This is a genomic window from Actinokineospora sp. HUAS TT18 (assembly GCF_051364635.1).
In the GTDB taxonomy this organism is placed as follows: Bacteria; Actinomycetota; Actinomycetes; order Mycobacteriales; family Pseudonocardiaceae; genus Actinokineospora.
In genome coordinates, this window is record NZ_CP195645.1 from 869,806 (window position 1) to 883,438 (window position 13,633).

At 69.3% G+C, this 13,633-nt stretch carries 16 protein-coding genes; 11 read left to right on the top strand and 5 right to left on the bottom strand.

The features are described 5' to 3' along the window. The first annotated feature begins 4 nt into the window (after positions 1-4). The 4 genes from ACSHT8_RS03840 (at position 5) to ACSHT8_RS03855 (ending at position 4,511) form a co-directional block, all read left to right on the top strand. Positions 5-529, top strand: coding sequence for an Lrp/AsnC family transcriptional regulator (locus ACSHT8_RS03840; RefSeq protein ID WP_436497715.1), 525 nt, complete (start codon positions 5-7; stop codon positions 527-529). Beyond that, complete coding sequence (gene nudC, locus ACSHT8_RS03845; protein ID WP_436497717.1) at positions 522-1,556, top strand: NAD(+) diphosphatase; 1,035 nt, start codon at positions 522-524, stop codon at positions 1,554-1,556. The genes ACSHT8_RS03840 and nudC overlap by 8 nt, the downstream gene beginning before the upstream one ends. 74 nt (positions 1,557-1,630) lie before the next feature. Beyond that, entirely contained in the window at positions 1,631-3,823 is a 2,193-nt protein-coding gene (locus tag ACSHT8_RS03850; RefSeq protein WP_436497719.1) for an MMPL family transporter, read from the top strand. Positions 3,824-3,884: 61 nt separating this feature from the next. Beyond that, positions 3,885-4,511 (top strand): phosphoribosyltransferase, encoded by a 627-nt coding sequence (locus ACSHT8_RS03855; RefSeq protein ID WP_436497721.1) that lies wholly within the window; start codon positions 3,885-3,887, stop codon positions 4,509-4,511. Positions 4,512-4,517: 6 nt separating this feature from the next. On the opposite strand, the gene ACSHT8_RS03860 is transcribed toward ACSHT8_RS03855, so the two are convergent. The 5 genes from ACSHT8_RS03860 to ACSHT8_RS03880 all read right to left on the bottom strand — a co-directional run bounded on the left by ACSHT8_RS03860 (position 4,518) and on the right by ACSHT8_RS03880 (position 8,970). Continuing rightward, positions 4,518-4,826, bottom strand: coding sequence for an STAS domain-containing protein (locus ACSHT8_RS03860; protein ID WP_436497723.1), 309 nt, complete (start codon positions 4,824-4,826; stop codon positions 4,518-4,520). A 151-nt stretch (positions 4,827-4,977) separates the two neighbouring features. Beyond that, complete coding sequence (locus tag ACSHT8_RS03865; protein WP_436497725.1) at positions 4,978-6,426, bottom strand: sensor histidine kinase; 1,449 nt, start codon at positions 6,424-6,426, stop codon at positions 4,978-4,980. Continuing rightward, positions 6,404-7,132, bottom strand: a complete 729-nt coding sequence (locus tag ACSHT8_RS03870; protein ID WP_436497727.1) for a response regulator transcription factor — start codon at positions 7,130-7,132, stop codon at positions 6,404-6,406. Before ACSHT8_RS03870 ends, ACSHT8_RS03865 begins: the two co-directional genes overlap by 23 nt. A 54-nt stretch (positions 7,133-7,186) precedes the next feature. Beyond that, positions 7,187-7,474 (bottom strand): hypothetical protein, encoded by a 288-nt coding sequence (locus tag ACSHT8_RS03875; protein WP_436497729.1) that lies wholly within the window; start codon positions 7,472-7,474, stop codon positions 7,187-7,189. An 878-nt stretch (positions 7,475-8,352) separates the two neighbouring features. After that, complete coding sequence (locus tag ACSHT8_RS03880) at positions 8,353-8,970, bottom strand: alpha-ketoglutarate-dependent dioxygenase AlkB (protein WP_436497731.1); 618 nt, start codon at positions 8,968-8,970, stop codon at positions 8,353-8,355. 170 nt (positions 8,971-9,140) lie between these two features. On the opposite strand from ACSHT8_RS03880, the gene ACSHT8_RS03885 reads away from it, so the two are divergent. From ACSHT8_RS03885 to ACSHT8_RS03915, 7 genes are all read left to right on the top strand, one after another. Beyond that, entirely contained in the window at positions 9,141-9,335 is a 195-nt protein-coding gene (locus ACSHT8_RS03885; RefSeq protein WP_436497733.1) for a hypothetical protein, read from the top strand. Positions 9,336-9,704: 369 nt separating this feature from the next. Further along, positions 9,705-10,046, top strand: a complete 342-nt coding sequence (locus ACSHT8_RS03890; RefSeq protein WP_436497734.1) for a hypothetical protein — start codon at positions 9,705-9,707, stop codon at positions 10,044-10,046. Then, positions 10,021-10,320 carry a DUF6235 family protein gene (locus ACSHT8_RS03895; protein WP_436497736.1) on the top strand — a complete coding sequence of 100 codons (300 nt, stop codon included), beginning with the start codon at positions 10,021-10,023 and terminating at the stop codon, positions 10,318-10,320. Before ACSHT8_RS03890 ends, ACSHT8_RS03895 begins: the two co-directional genes overlap by 26 nt. A 157-nt stretch (positions 10,321-10,477) precedes the next feature. Beyond that, a complete protein-coding gene (locus ACSHT8_RS03900) occupies positions 10,478-11,026 on the top strand; it encodes a DUF6423 family protein (RefSeq protein ID WP_436497738.1) in 549 nt (182 codons plus the stop codon). Between the two features lie 76 nt (positions 11,027-11,102). Continuing rightward, on the top strand, positions 11,103-12,398 hold the full coding sequence (locus ACSHT8_RS03905) for an FAD/NAD(P)-binding protein (protein ID WP_436497740.1): 1,296 nt from the start codon (positions 11,103-11,105) through the stop codon (positions 12,396-12,398). Further along, positions 12,391-12,816: a DUF6187 family protein gene (locus tag ACSHT8_RS03910; RefSeq protein WP_436497742.1), complete on the top strand. Its 426-nt coding sequence runs from the start codon at positions 12,391-12,393 to the stop codon at positions 12,814-12,816. The genes ACSHT8_RS03905 and ACSHT8_RS03910 overlap by 8 nt, the downstream gene beginning before the upstream one ends. Continuing rightward, complete coding sequence (locus ACSHT8_RS03915) at positions 12,813-13,370, top strand: carboxymuconolactone decarboxylase family protein (RefSeq protein ID WP_436497744.1); 558 nt, start codon at positions 12,813-12,815, stop codon at positions 13,368-13,370. Before ACSHT8_RS03910 ends, ACSHT8_RS03915 begins: the two co-directional genes overlap by 4 nt. Positions 13,371-13,633: the final 263 nt, after the last annotated feature.

Genomic DNA, 13,633 nt, shown 5'->3' on the forward strand with positions numbered 1-13,633 from the left:
CCCATTGTTCGACGTCGTGCGGACGGGTGAATGCGATTCGGCTGATCGGCGTTATGACATGATGTCGTTAACCGACAATGGGGTATGCATGGATGAGATTGACCGGGCGCTCATCGCCCGGCTGCAACAGGACGCGACCACACCTTACGCCGCGCTGGGCCAGGAAGTGGGTCTCTCCGGCGCCGCCGCCCACGAACGAGTCCGCAAACTCCGCGAACGCGGCGTCATCCGCCGAACCACAGTGGACGTCGACCCGGCGGCGGTCGGCAAGGGCGTGCTGGCCTACGTGATGATCGAGGCCAACGCCTGGATGGGCGACGCTTCGACTGGCGCGGCCCTGGCGGCCCTGCCCTGGGTCGAGGAAGCCCACATCGTCGCGGGCGGCGTTTCACTACTGGCGAAAGTCCGCGCCTCGACGACGGTCGAACTGCAACGGGCCCTCAAGGAGATCTTCGCGATCGACGGCGTAACCGGAACCCAGACGATCGTGGTCCTGGAAACCTTCTTCGAACGCCCGATCGATGTCTGACGTGCTCCCGTATTCGGGCCTCACCCTGGACAGGTCCGGCGCCCAACGCCCCGACCCCGCATGGCTCGACGCCCTGCTCGCGCACCCGGCCTCCACCGCCATCCCATACTGGCGCGGCCACGTGCTGACAAGGGCGGGCCGTCCTCTGTGGATTCCGGCCGAAGTTGTCCACACCCAACCCGCCACAAAGATCAACTGTCACCCCCCGCTGATAGACTGGCCAAGGGCCGTCCCCCCGGGACAGGGTGGGGGCTGCTCGGCCGCGGTTTCGGGCGAGGACTCCGCCGAGAAGGCCGTATTCCTCGGGGTGCGCGGTGACGCGGGGGTCTTCGCGGTCGATCTGTCCGAACTGGACGAAGAAGCGGCGCTGGCCGCAGTCGGCGCCGACGCCGCGATCGACGTGCGGCGGCTCGTGGCCGAATTGGACGCCGACGAAGCGGCTTGCCTGGCCTACGCGCGAGGGCTGCTGCACTGGAATCGCAACCAGCGGTTCTGCGGCGCCTGCGGATCACCCGCCGCGATGAGTCACGGTGGGCATCTGCGCACGTGCGGAGGGTGCGGCAAACTCCTGTTCCCCCGCATCGAACCCGCCGTCATCGTCCTCGTCGAGCACGGCGACCGCTGCCTGCTCGGCCGCCACAAAGGTGCCGCGGCGAACGGTTTCTCCACGCTTGCCGGATTTGTCGAGATCGGCGAGAGCCTGGAGGACGCGGTCCGCCGCGAGGTCGCCGAGGAAGCGGGCGTCGAAGTCGGCGAAGTGGAGTATCGCGCGTCACAGGCATGGCCGTTCCCGGCTGGTCTCATGGTCGGTTTCCGGGCGCGGGCGACATCCCCGGACATCGACGTCGACCGCGACGAACTCGTCGAGGCCCGCTGGTTCAGCCGCGAGGAAGTCGTTGCGCTGCAAGAGGAACACGTCAGGGCGGGCACGAACCGCACTGACTCCATCGAACACTACCTAGTGGACCGCTGGCTCACCGAGAACCGACCCCTAGGGGTCGTACCGGGGTCCAAGATCGGGGACTAGTCCTGATCCGCCGCCACCCGCCCGCTGGCAGTCTTCGTGCAACCTGAACGGAACCTGTGTGGGGGGAACCCGAAATGTCAGCTAAACCCATGGTGACGGTGCGCATCGCGAGGTGGAGCGCCGAACATCCTTGGCGGGCGATCGGTGCCTGGGTCGTGTTCGTGGCCCTGTGCATCGGCCTCGGCTCGGCTTTAGGCACCAAGACCGCCGACTTCGACGACAACCCGACCGGCGAGCTCGCGGTCTACCAGAAGATCGTCGACGACGCGAAGTTCGACCGGCCCGCGTCGGAGAACGTCTTGATCACCGCCCGCTCGGGCGCGCTGGACCAGAAGATCGCCGTCGAGGTCGCCGACAAGGTCCGCACCAAGATGGACGCGCTCGCCGAGACCGGGACGGTCAGCGAGCCGCTGCCGTCGCCCAAAGGCGACGCGGTGCTGGTCAACGTGGAGATCAGCGGCGACCGCGACACCGCGGGCGACCGGCTGAAGCCGCTGCTCGACCTGACCGCGTCGATCCAGGCCGAGCACCCTGACCTGCGCGTCGAGCAGGTCGGCGGGGAATCGCTGAACCAGGCACTCTCGGAGACGTTGGGGAACGACTTCCAGAAGGCCGAGCTCATCAGCATCCCGGTCACCCTGATCATCATGCTGCTGGCCTTCGGCGCGGTCATCGCCGCCGGTGTGCCGGTGCTGCTCGCCCTGTCCGCGGTGGGGGCCGCGATCGGGCTGTCGGCGCTGGTGTCCCAGTTGGTCCCCGCGACCGAGAACACCTCCAGCATGATCCTGCTGATCGGTATGGCGGTCGGCGTCGACTACTCGCTGTTCTACATCCGCCGAGAACGTGAGGAACGCGCCCGCGGCGCCAGCCACGTCGACGCCGTGGAGATCGCAGCCGCGACGTCCGGGCACGCGATCGTCGTCTCCGGTGTGGCCGTGGTGGTCGCGATGGGCGGCATGTTCGTCGCCAACGACGTCACGTTCTCTTCCATGGCCATCGGCTCCATCCTGGTCGTCGTCGCCGCGGTCATCGGCTCCATCACGGTGCTGCCCGCGATGCTCGCCAAGCTCGGCCGCTGGATCGACCGGCCGCGCGTCCCGCTGGTGTGGCGCCTGTCCGCCCGCTCCAACGGCGAGCCCCGCTTCTGGAAGGCCATCCTCAAGCCGTCGCTGCGCAAGCCGGGCATCGCGCTCGTCGTCGCCGGAGGCGCGCTGGTCGCCCTGTCCATCCCCGCGTTCGGGATGAACCTGAACTCGCCGTCGGACGCCGACCTGCCCCGCAGCATCCCGATCATGCAGTCCTACGACCGGATGACCGCGGCGTTCCCGAGCACCGGCGCCGTCCACGCCATCGCGGTTCGCGCCCCCGGCAACGATGTCGCCAAGACCGAGGCCGCGGTGAACGACCTGGTCAAGCGCATCCAGGCCAACCCCGCGTTCGCCGGAGACAGCGCGCCCAAGGTGATGCAGTCGGACAACAAGCAGCTGTTCCTGATCCGGGCGGGCATCCCGGACCGCGGGACCAGCGAGGCTGCTGCCAAGTCGCTCGACTGGCTGCGGACCAACGCACTGCCCGGCACGGTTGGCACGGTCGCGGGCGCCGAGTTCGCGGTCAGCGGTGAGACCGCGGGCAACAAGGACTTCGTCGACAACATGACCGAGTCGCTGCCCTGGGTCATCGCGATCGTCCTGCTGCTGACGTTCCTCGTGATGCTGTGGACGTTCCGCTCCCCGGTGATCGCCGCGTCGGCCATCTTCCTCAACGCGCTGTCGGCGGGCGCCGCGTACGGCGTGCTGGTGCTGGTGTTCCAGAACAAGTGGGCCGAGGACCTGCTCGGGTTCACCTCGACCGGCGGCATCGTCGCCTGGCTCCCGCTGATCCTGTTCGTCGTCCTCTTCGGACTCTCGATGGACTACCACGTGTTCGTGGTGAGCCGCATCCGCGAGGCCAGGCAGAAGGGGATGGACAACCGGTCGGCGGTGTCGCACGGCATCACGACGTCGGCGGGCGTGGTCACCAGCGCCGCGGCGGTCATGATCGGCGTGTTCTCCATCTTCGGCACGCTGAGCACCATCGACATGAAGCAGATGGGCGTCGGCCTCGCCACGGCGATCCTGCTCGACGCGACCCTCATCCGCGCGGTGGTCCTGCCGTCGCTGATGGCGGTGCTCGGCGACTCGAACTGGTGGACGCCGAAGTTCCTCCGCGGCCGCGAGGAGCCGCGGACGGCGCCGCTGCCGGTGCGCCAGCTCGACCCGGTCGGCTGATCCACCTCCTGTCAGCCCCCGAACCCAGCGGGTTCGGGGGCTGACGGCGCACACTGGACCCATGCGTTTCGCCGACCGGACCGAAGCGGGCCGCGTCCTCGCCGACCACCTCACCCACCTGCGCGAGGACAAACCGATCGTCCTCGGCCTCCCGCGCGGGGGAGTCCCGGTGGCCGCCGAGGTCGCCGCCCGGCTCGGCGCGGAAGTCGACGTCGTGCTCGTACGCAAGGTCGGCGCGCCAGGACACCCCGAACTCGCGGTCGGCGCGGTGGGGGAGGGCGGCGTGACCGTCCGCTCCGACCGCGTACTCGCCGAACTACACCTGACCTGGGCCGATGTCGCCGACACCGCCGCCAACGAGCGCGCCGAGATCCTGCGCCGCGCCGCCACGCTGCGCGGCGGCGAACCCCCACCCGACCTGGCGGGCCGCACGGTGATCCTGGTCGACGACGGCGTCGCCACCGGGGCGACCGCGGCCGCCGCGGTGCGGGTCGTTCGGGGGATGGGCGCGGCTCGGGTGGTCGTGGCGGCTCCGGTCGCCCCAGCCGACGTCGTGGCCTCACTGCGGCTGATCGCCGACGAGGTCGTCTGCCCGCTAACGCCGCGCCGGTTCGTCGCGGTCGGCTACTGGTACGAGGACTTCGCCCAGGTCCCCGACGCCGACGTCCGCGAGATCCTCGGTCGTTAGGAGCGCCTAGTCGATCAATACGCCCTGCTCGCTGGTGGGTCCCAGCAACTCCAGGATGCGCCGCATCGCGGGCGGCGGGTTGTGCAGCACCAGGTGCCTGCCCGCGGGCAGCGACTCGGCGACCCTGACCAGGGTGATCACCCCGGAGATGTCGATGAAGTCCAGCTCGGCGAGGTCGAGGTGGACATCGCCCTCGGCCTGGCGGCACAGGGCGAGCAGGAACTGCTCGAAGTCGGGGCGATTGGTCAGGTCCGCGTGACCCGAGATTCGCGCGCCCTGGCGCGGGATGGCGCCGGTCGGGTCGTGGTCCGCCACCGGAATCGGCTCAGTTATCGCCGCCACCGCCTCGAAGAGCGGCGGTCGGCCTCGCAGCCACACGCACGGCCTGCCCTCCCAGCGGTCTTCCGGATCTCGGTGGAGGGAGCCTACGCGTGCCCCAGCCGACCGTCACAGGTCCGAAAGTCCCTCAGGACGGTCCCGCTGGTAACAACACAGTGAACTGGGTGAACCCCGGCTCGCTGTCCACCGTGACCTCGCCTTCGTGGGCGTGCAGGACAGCCGAGACGATCGCCAGCCCGAGGCCGGTGCCGCCCGCCGCGCGCGACCGGGAGCTGTCACCGCGGGCGAACCGCTCGAAGATCTCCGGCCGTAGCTCGGCGGGGATGCCGGGACCGTTGTCGGTGACCGTCAGCTCGACGTGGCCGTTGGACCGCGACAGGCCGGTGGTGACCGTCGTGCCCGGGGGAGTGTGGGTGCGGCCGTTGGCCAGCAGGTTCGCCACGACCTGGTGCAGGCGCGGCCCGTCACCGCTGACCACCACCGGGTCACCGGGCAGGTCCAGCCGCCACAGGTGGTCCGGCCCGGCCACCCGCGCGTCACTGACCGCGTCGACGACCAGCCGCGACAGGTCGACGGGCTCGGCGAGCAGCGGCCGCCCCGAGTCGAGCCTGGCGAGCAGCAGCAGGTCCTCGACCAGCGTGGTCATCCGCCCCGCCTCCGACTCGACCCGCGACAGGGCGTGCGAGATCGGCGGCGGTACCTCATCGGGCTGCCTGCGCACCAGCTCGGCGTAGCCGCGGATCGCGGCCAGGGGAGTGCGCAGCTCATGGCTGGCGTCGGCCACGAACTGGCGCACCCTGGTCTCACTGGCGTGCCGCGCCTCCAACGCGTCGGAGACGTGCCCGAGCATCTTGTTCAGCGCCGAGCCGACCTGCCCGACCTCGGTGTCCGGATCGGTGTCGGCCTCCGGCACCCGCTCCGACAGCGCCACCTCACCCCGGTCCAACGGCAACTCGGCGACGCGCCTGGCCGTCGCGGCCATCCGGTCGAGCGGTCTCAGCGTCCGACGCACGATGACGACCCCCGCCGCGCCCGCGACAGCCAGCCCGAGCAGCGAGACCCCGCCGAGCACGAGGCCGACAGTCCAGAGGACATCGGTCACGGGCTCCACCGGCAGGCCGGTGACGATCACCCTGGTGTCGCCGCGACCTTGCGCGCTGACCGCGAGCAACCGGTAGGTGCCCAGATCGCCCAGATCGCGTTCCTGGACCGACCCGATGGGCAGGTTCGTCAAGACTGGATGGAAGTTCTCGGGCAGCTCGTCCGCTTGGCCGCTGACAGTCTGCAGCCTGGTCTCATCGATCTGGCCGTTCCGGATCCAGGCGTTGAGCGTGCCGATGTTCTGGGCGGGGCCGCGGTCGGGAGGTCTGCCGGGCGGGCCGCCACCCTGCGGGCCGGGCGCCCCGACCGCACGGTTGCTGGCCTCTCTGAGCTGCCGCTCAAGCCCGCTGTTGAGGAAGCCGCGCAGCACCAGCAGCGTCACCACACCGATGACGAGGCACACCATCGCGAGCAGCACCAACTGCTCGGCGATGAGACGCGTCCGCAGTGTCCTACCGCGCCGGTTTGAGAACATATCCCGCACCACGCATCGTGTGGATCATCGGCTCCCGGCCCGCGTCGACCTTCTTGCGCAGGTACGAGATGTAGAGCTCGACGATGTTGGCCTGGCCACCGAAATCGTAGTTCCACACCCGGTCGAGGATCTGGGTCTTGCTCAGCACCCGGCGGGGATTGCGCATGAGGAAGCGGAGCAACTCGAACTCGGTGGCCGTCAGGCTGATCTCCTCACCACCACGAAAAACCTCCCGCGTGTCCTCATCGAGCGTGAGATCCCCGACGACGAGATTCGCCCCCGCCGTCGCTTCGGTGACCCCGGTCCGCCGCATGAGGGCCCGCAGCCGCAGCACGACCTCCTCGATGCTGAACGGCTTGGTCACGTAGTCGTCGCCACCGGCGGTCAGCCCCGCGATCCGATCCTCGACGGAGTCCTTGGCGGTCAGGAAGAGGACAGGGAGCGAGTCGGTCTCGGCTCGCAGCTTCCGCAGCACCTCAAGCCCGTCGAAGTCGGGCAGCATGACGTCCAGGACCACCGCGTCCGGCCGGAACTCGCGCGCCAATCGCACCGCACTCGCCCCATCGAGCGCACTGCGCGCGTCCCACCCCTCATACCGCAGGGCGAGCGTCACCAATTCCGCCAACGTGGGCTCGTCGTCGACGACGAGCACCCGCACGGGCGTCCCATCCGGTCGCCGAAGTTCAGGCCGATGCATGCCACCCATGATGCGCCCCACCCATGAACCCACGCTGTGCCGAACCTGTGCGCACCCTGTGCGTCACTTGTCGACCGGATCGACCACCTTCGACGCCGCCACGATGATCGACCACAAGGGACTGCGCGTCCGCTCGTAGTACACCCGCCGGTTGGCAGGCTCCCGGTGCTCGGTGAGCATCCCGAGATCCACCAACCGAGTGAGCTCGATCCCCGTGGCACTCTGCGCGATCACCGTCTTCGGCGGCTCCGACTGATAGAACCGCGGCCCCGCATGCAAATGAATCCACAGCGCGAGGCGCAGCCTGCTCGGCCTGCCGAACATCAGCCTGCCGACATCGCCTGCGTCCATGGTCGCTCCAAAAATGCGGTAGCAGTTATCCGATATCAAGATAGCGAGCTTGGGTGGTTACGGCAAGATCACCAGCGGAGGCGAGGCTCGCGCCCCCGCCTGCCAGCACCTTCAGTGCAGGCTCGCCAGCCATAGTCCCCGCCAACGGCGGCCGCCGCAGCCGAGCCAGCCAACGGCAACCGAGCCTGCCCCGCGACAGCCTGGCCCGCCAACTGACCTGCAAGCGGTTGGCCGACCACGGTCCAGCCGAACCTCCACCAGTCGGCGTAGAACCAGCCAGTCATGCCAGCCAGCACGAATGGCCGCACCCGCCCTTCAATGGCCATCGGCCGAGCCCACCACTGGCAAGCTTGGCCGCCGCTGGCCGTGCGCCAGCGCCGCCACTGCAACGGCCGGTCCGTCACCGGTCCGATCACCTGGCCAGCTCGTCGGCTGTCCGCTCTGCTGGCACGGGGCTGTCGGCTCGGTTGGCGCATCCGATCAGTCGGGTTACCCAGTACAAGGGCTGTTCGCTCAGCCGCTCAGCCAGTACTGGGCCGCGCGCAACGCCGGTCAGCTGGTCGCCCGACTGTTGGCCCTTCGCTCAGCCGAGCTGTCGGGCTCAGCCGAGGTGTCCGGGCCGAGCAGCCGCCACAGGGCTGTCCCGCTCGGTCGGGTTGTCCGCTTAGCCGGTCGGCCCCCGCTTAGCTGAGCTGCCCGCTTAGCCGGTCGGTTGGGTTGTCCGCTTAGCCGGGCAGCCGCCGCTGGGCTGTCCCGCTCGACCGGGCCAACGGCTTAGCCCAGTCCGGTGGTCCTGCCGTGCAGCTGGCACGCCGCACCGAGGGTGCTGCGGCTGCTGTGCGCGGCCGACCGCGAACCAGGGCGTCCGGTTTGCTGCCTCAGCGCACGCCGTGCGGGCGGAACTGGATGCTGATCCGGGGTCCCACGGGCCGGGTCGTCTTCGGCACCGCGTGCTCCCAGGTCCGCTGGCACGACCCGCCCATGACCAGCAGGTCGCCATGGCCCAGCGCGTGTCGGATGGTTTCTCCTCCCGACCTCGGCCGCAGCAGCAGCGCGCGCGGGGCGCCCACGGACACGATCGCGACCATCGTGTCCTCATATGCGCCACGGCCGATGGTGTCGCCGTGCCAGGCGACGCTGTCTCGGCCGTCGCGGTAGAAGCACAGGCCCGCGGTGGCGAAGTGCTCCGGCGCGTAGTGGGCGTTGAGGGTGTCGCGGGCCTCGGTCAGGAGGGGGTCGGGTAATCGGGTGTGGTCGTCGTAGAAGCTGAGCAGGCGGGGCACGTCGACCACCGAGTCGTACATGGTCCTGCGCTCTGCCTTCCATGGCACCGTGTCGACCAGGCGGTGGAACAGGTCGTCGGCGCCGTGGAGCCAGCCGGGGAGGACGTCGAGCCATGCGCCTTCGGTGAGCTGGATGCGGCGCGCGTGGGACAGTGGGGCGAGACCGGCGGCGTCCGGTCCGTCCCACAGTGATCCCTGCAATGCCACAGCCATACCAACGACCCTACACGATTTATCGAACACCTGTTCACGAGCGCGCGACTTGTCCACAGGCGATACTCAAAGGGACGGAAGCCCGTATCAGGAGGGCCGAGATGCTTACGGCGGTGAGTTCCACTCAGCTTATCGATCTAGGTGCACGGCTGCGCTCATCGATAGCGAGGGTGGTCGGCGACATCACGCGTCACGACGCCGTCGAGGAGCTTCGCGCGGGTCTGGCGTGGACGGCGGCGTGTGGACAGACGTGCCAGTTGACCGGCCCCGTCGCCAAAGTCCGTCGTGCCATCGGCGAACTTCAGGACGGCGACCTGGCCGCGGCTGAAGCGCAGCTGCGTGGCGCGCTGGCCGCACTGCGGTGAGCACCGCCACTGTCGGTCGGGAACTAACCGGCCCGGGTACGCGTTTGGTGGTTGTCGCTTCCTGAATCAGGACCGGTGGACGTTTCCCGGCGGTGTCCCCCACGCTGTCGGACGCACGCCGTCGGTGCGCGGGCGACCATGCCGCCGGCCGGACAACCCCCATCCGGTCCGGTCGGCGGCAGAACTTCACCGCGGACGGCGTGGCGGATGCCTTGTGCATTCGTCACGCCGAATGCGTGCCGCATTGTGCTTTCGATCATGAGACGAACCCTGTCGGCCGATGTCGGCGGCACTGGTTTCGCAATCCTGAGGTACCGCAGACTAGTGCGGTGCGATCCATGCGCCCAACTGTGGTGAAGGGAGCGGAATATGGCTTCGGTGACAAATGCGCTGCGTTCCGGGGTGTTCGGCGAAGACTATGTGAAGCTCGCCGACAAGGTCGCGTTAGCGCTGAGCGGGCTACCCGGCCCTGGCCGCCGGGACGCGATGCGCAGGCTGGCGGAGGTGCTCGCCGACAAGCAGGCATCCGGTGACGGGTCCGCGGTGCACCACTTCGTGGAGAGCCTGGAAATGACCGCCCGAATGACGCGCTCCCGGGACTACCGCATCGCCATGGCGAGGGTTGAGGCCGCAGGCGACCCGCGCGACATCAACGACGTGATCGCCATGCTGGAGGCTGGGGCCGATGAGTCGGGAACGAATGCGGCTTAAGCTCAATCTTGGGCTTTCCCGCCTCGAGAAGTGGGCCGCCAACGCGGGGCAGGCTGAGAAGAACGCGCTTTATCGGGCGCTGTTCGCCGTCGCGGACGGCACGGTGTTCCGCTCGTACAAGGTGCTCGACGACGTCTCGCGGTCCGGCGAGTTCTTCGTCGTCGTGCGGGAGAACCTGATCGTGAAGATCTGCTTCCGCGAGCCCGACGTGTTCGGCGTGCTCTACATCGGCGCGCCGGAGGAACCCGCCGAGCAAGAGGTGGAAATCTCCTGAATCGGCGTCAAGCCGCCAGGTGACCGCCATGCCTGAGGCCGATTGGCCCAATCGGATTTGGTGTTGTTGAGCTTGTATGGATCATGTGCAAGCCTGGGGTCGAGATCTCGCGCGTCCAGATATGTGCAATTGACTTGACGGTGATCAAGGAGGCATTGTGTCGGAATTGGACATTCCTGGCCTGGACGTTTCCGGTCGGGTGCGGGCTCGCGATATCCAGATGGCCGCGGTCGCCGACGTGCGGCGCCGGGTGCTGATGATCTCCGGTGCGGTGGACGCCATCGACCACGACGTGTCGATGAGCCTGCACCTGCCCGAACCCGGCCGCTGGCAGGTGATCAAGTCGGAGACGAACCTCACCGACCAGACGTGGACCGCCATGCAGGTCACCACCGACGACGACACCTACTTCGTCGACGGCGGGGACGCCATGATCATGTCTCGGCAGTTCTCCCGCACGTTCCTCACCCCGGACCTGCGCAGGCTCACCTTCCACGACGGTGAGGTGCGTCCCGGTGAGGCCGTGCTGAAGGTGTTCGAGCTCGAATGCTCGACCCGCAAGCCGACCTACGCCCACGCCCGCTACAGCGCGGCACCGACGGACACCCCGGAACAGGTGGCCGCGGCGGTGGAGCAGATGGTCGCCGACGGGATGCCCAACCGCCCGGTCATCGAGATGCTCATCCCGGTCACCGTCATCGGCTGAGTTCCGACGTTCGACGCCCCACCGACGAAGCCGGCCCGCCCGGCTTCGTCGACGCGTCCTATCCTGGCGAGGCCTCGTGATCAAGTTCATGCCCGAACCGCGACTGCTGGAGTCCCCGCGGGGTCGGGCCTGGCCACGCCCGCTCAGCACCCCGGCTTCTCCCGTCGGCGTCCCGTTGCCCGCCCGCGCCAACGTCGTCATTGTCGGAGCCGGTCCTGCGGGCCTCGCGGTGGCCTCCGCGCTGTGGCACCTCGGGATCCGCGACGTCGTCTTGGTCGACCGCGACGGCCGCCCCTGCCACCGGTTCTTCGACCGGATCGACCGCTTGGGCCAGCGCGTGCTGAGGTCGCCCTACGAGCACCACCCCGGTGTCGAGGGCTACCGCGACTGCGAACTCCTCGACTTCGCCCGACTGCACTGGTCGCTGCTCACCGACGACGAGCGCGGCGAGATCCGCATGGCCCAGTCCGGGCATCGCTCGGTCGTCCCGGTTGACGTGTTCGACGCCTACTGCCGCCACGTGGCGGCAGTCCACCAGGTAACCGAACGGACCTGGCAGGCAACGGTCACCCGGCTGCGCCCACGCCATGACGGCTTGAACGTGAGCACCGACCGCGGAACCATCGACGCCCGGTTCGTCGTGCTGTGCCAAGGCGAGGAACGCCGCCAAGCACCCGGGGGCTGGACGGGCGGCTACTGGGACGAACCAGTTCCCGCCTCAGCCCGCACGGTGGTCGTCGTCGGCGCCGGACTCAGCTCGGCGCACATCATCGCCAACGCCCTCACCTCCGGCCGCAGGGTGCACTGGGTGGTCCGCGAGGTCGAAGAGCGCTACCAGTGCGCCGACGTCAACGCGTCGTTCTTCCGCCCCGAGGGCCGCGCCAAGTTCGACGCGGGCTCATGGGCCGACCGCCTGACCCTGATGGGCAGACACCGCCGAGCGTCGGTGATGTTCGAGTTCCAGCCACTCCTACGCGCCGCCGAGGCCGACGGCAGCCTCGTCGTCCACCGCGGCCACCCCGTCGCCGACGCGCGGATAGGCGCCGTCCGATTAGCCAGCGGTGAGACAGTCGTGGGGGATCACGTCGTGTTCGCCCTGGGAACCACTCCTTCCATCGGTACTGAGCTGCTTCCCGCCGAGGTCGTCGCCGCCCGGGACGGCTGGCCCGACCTCGATGAACGCACCCTCGCCTACCGCGCGAACCCGCGCGTCTTCGCGGTCGGCGCCGCCGCCTGCATGGTGCTCGGGCCCGCCGCCCGCAACATCGACGGCCACCGCGTCGCCACTGCCCGGGTCGCCGCCACCATCGCCGCCCGCTCCGGCATCGTCACCCCGACCCGCACCCTCGTCGAGGCAGGCGCGCTTGTCTGACACCAGGTTCACGCTCCCCGCCCTCGACGCTCCGCCCTCGACCGAGACCGGCGTGATGCTGCTCGGCCTCGACCCCGAACGCCTGCTCGCCTGCCTTGCCGTGGTCACCCTCGCCGACGACCCGGGCCAGGTCGCCATGCTCGTCGACCACGTCCGCCACGGCGGCGCGCACCTGACCATGCCCGACCTCGTCGCCGCGGGAGCGAGCCGCTGGCGCGACATCCGGCCCGGTCTCGCCGCCGCCGACCCCAGCCCCACGGTCTCCGCCTCGGTGCGGCAGACCTGGGACCGCACCCACGCCACGATCGCCGCCGAGTTCACGGACACCGGCCCAGCCTGCCTGGTCTACCTGACCGCCTGCTGGCTCCGGCGAGCCGATATCGACCCGATCGCCGCCCACCCCGGAGGAGAACCGTGACCCACCTGCCGTCCCTGCCGGAGAACGCCGTCCTGCTCGACGTCTTCCAGCGCTACCCGGAGACCGCGCGCCCGCTGATCGACTACCACGAGACCGTCATGCGGGCGCCGTCCTCCCCGTTCAGCTTGGGCGAACGTGAACTGATCGCGGCCTACGTGTCCGGCTTGAACGCCTGCGGCTACTGCCACGGCGTGCACACCGTGACCGCCGAGGCCTACGGCGTCGAACCCGGCCTCCTCGCCGCCGCGGTCAAGGACCTGGACACCGCACCCGTGGACGCCCGGATGAAGCCGGTCCTGCACTACGTCGGCAAGCTCACGCGCGAGCCGTCGAGCGTCACCCAGGCCGACGCCGACGCGGTCTACGCCGAAGGCTGGGATGAACGCGCGCTGCACGACGCGATCCTGGTCTGCGCCCTGTTCAACTTCATGAACAGGATGGTCGAGGGTCTTGGGATCACCGCGGACGCGGCTTACTTCGCCAAGTCGGGCCAGCGCCTGCACGACATCGGATATGTCGGGCTGTCACAGCTGATCCAACCCGCCGAGGCCTAGCCGCCCGAGGGCGTGCCACGGTGACGGGCTGTCCGCAGGATGGAGTGTCCGGCTCGTACGTGCGGACTGGTGGTGCTGTCGTTGGGGTGTCTACTCGGCGGCAGCCTCCAGCGATCGTCACTCTGGCGGCGGTGGGGGGCACCAGCGATGACGGGCCGGGTGGGCAGTGCCGCCGCAGCGGCGCTGTCAACCGTGGCTGCCTGGTCGTTCTGTCGCGAGTTGGCGCCCAGTAGGAGCCGGGCGGACCCGAGAGGGGCAGGCGT

Excerpts from the sequence above, each read along its gene's own strand:
- nudC (WP_436497717.1), top strand. The coding sequence starts at position 522 with ATGTCTGACGTGCTCCCGTATTCGGGCCTCACCCTGGACAGGTCCGGC.
- ACSHT8_RS03850 (WP_436497719.1), top strand. The coding sequence starts at position 1,631 with ATGTCAGCTAAACCCATGGTGACGGTGCGCATCGCGAGGTGGAGCGCC.
- ACSHT8_RS03855 (WP_436497721.1), top strand. The coding sequence starts at position 3,885 with ATGCGTTTCGCCGACCGGACCGAAGCGGGCCGCGTCCTCGCCGACCAC.
- ACSHT8_RS03865 (WP_436497725.1), bottom strand. The coding sequence starts at position 6,426 with ATGTTCTCAAACCGGCGCGGTAGGACACTGCGGACGCGTCTCATCGCC.
- ACSHT8_RS03870 (WP_436497727.1), bottom strand. The coding sequence starts at position 7,132 with ATGGGTGGCATGCATCGGCCTGAACTTCGGCGACCGGATGGGACGCCC.
- ACSHT8_RS03875 (WP_436497729.1), bottom strand. The coding sequence starts at position 7,474 with ATGGACGCAGGCGATGTCGGCAGGCTGATGTTCGGCAGGCCGAGCAGG.
- ACSHT8_RS03880 (WP_436497731.1), bottom strand. The coding sequence starts at position 8,970 with ATGGCTGTGGCATTGCAGGGATCACTGTGGGACGGACCGGACGCCGCC.
- ACSHT8_RS03890 (WP_436497734.1), top strand. The coding sequence starts at position 9,705 with ATGGCTTCGGTGACAAATGCGCTGCGTTCCGGGGTGTTCGGCGAAGAC.
- ACSHT8_RS03895 (WP_436497736.1), top strand. The coding sequence starts at position 10,021 with ATGAGTCGGGAACGAATGCGGCTTAAGCTCAATCTTGGGCTTTCCCGC.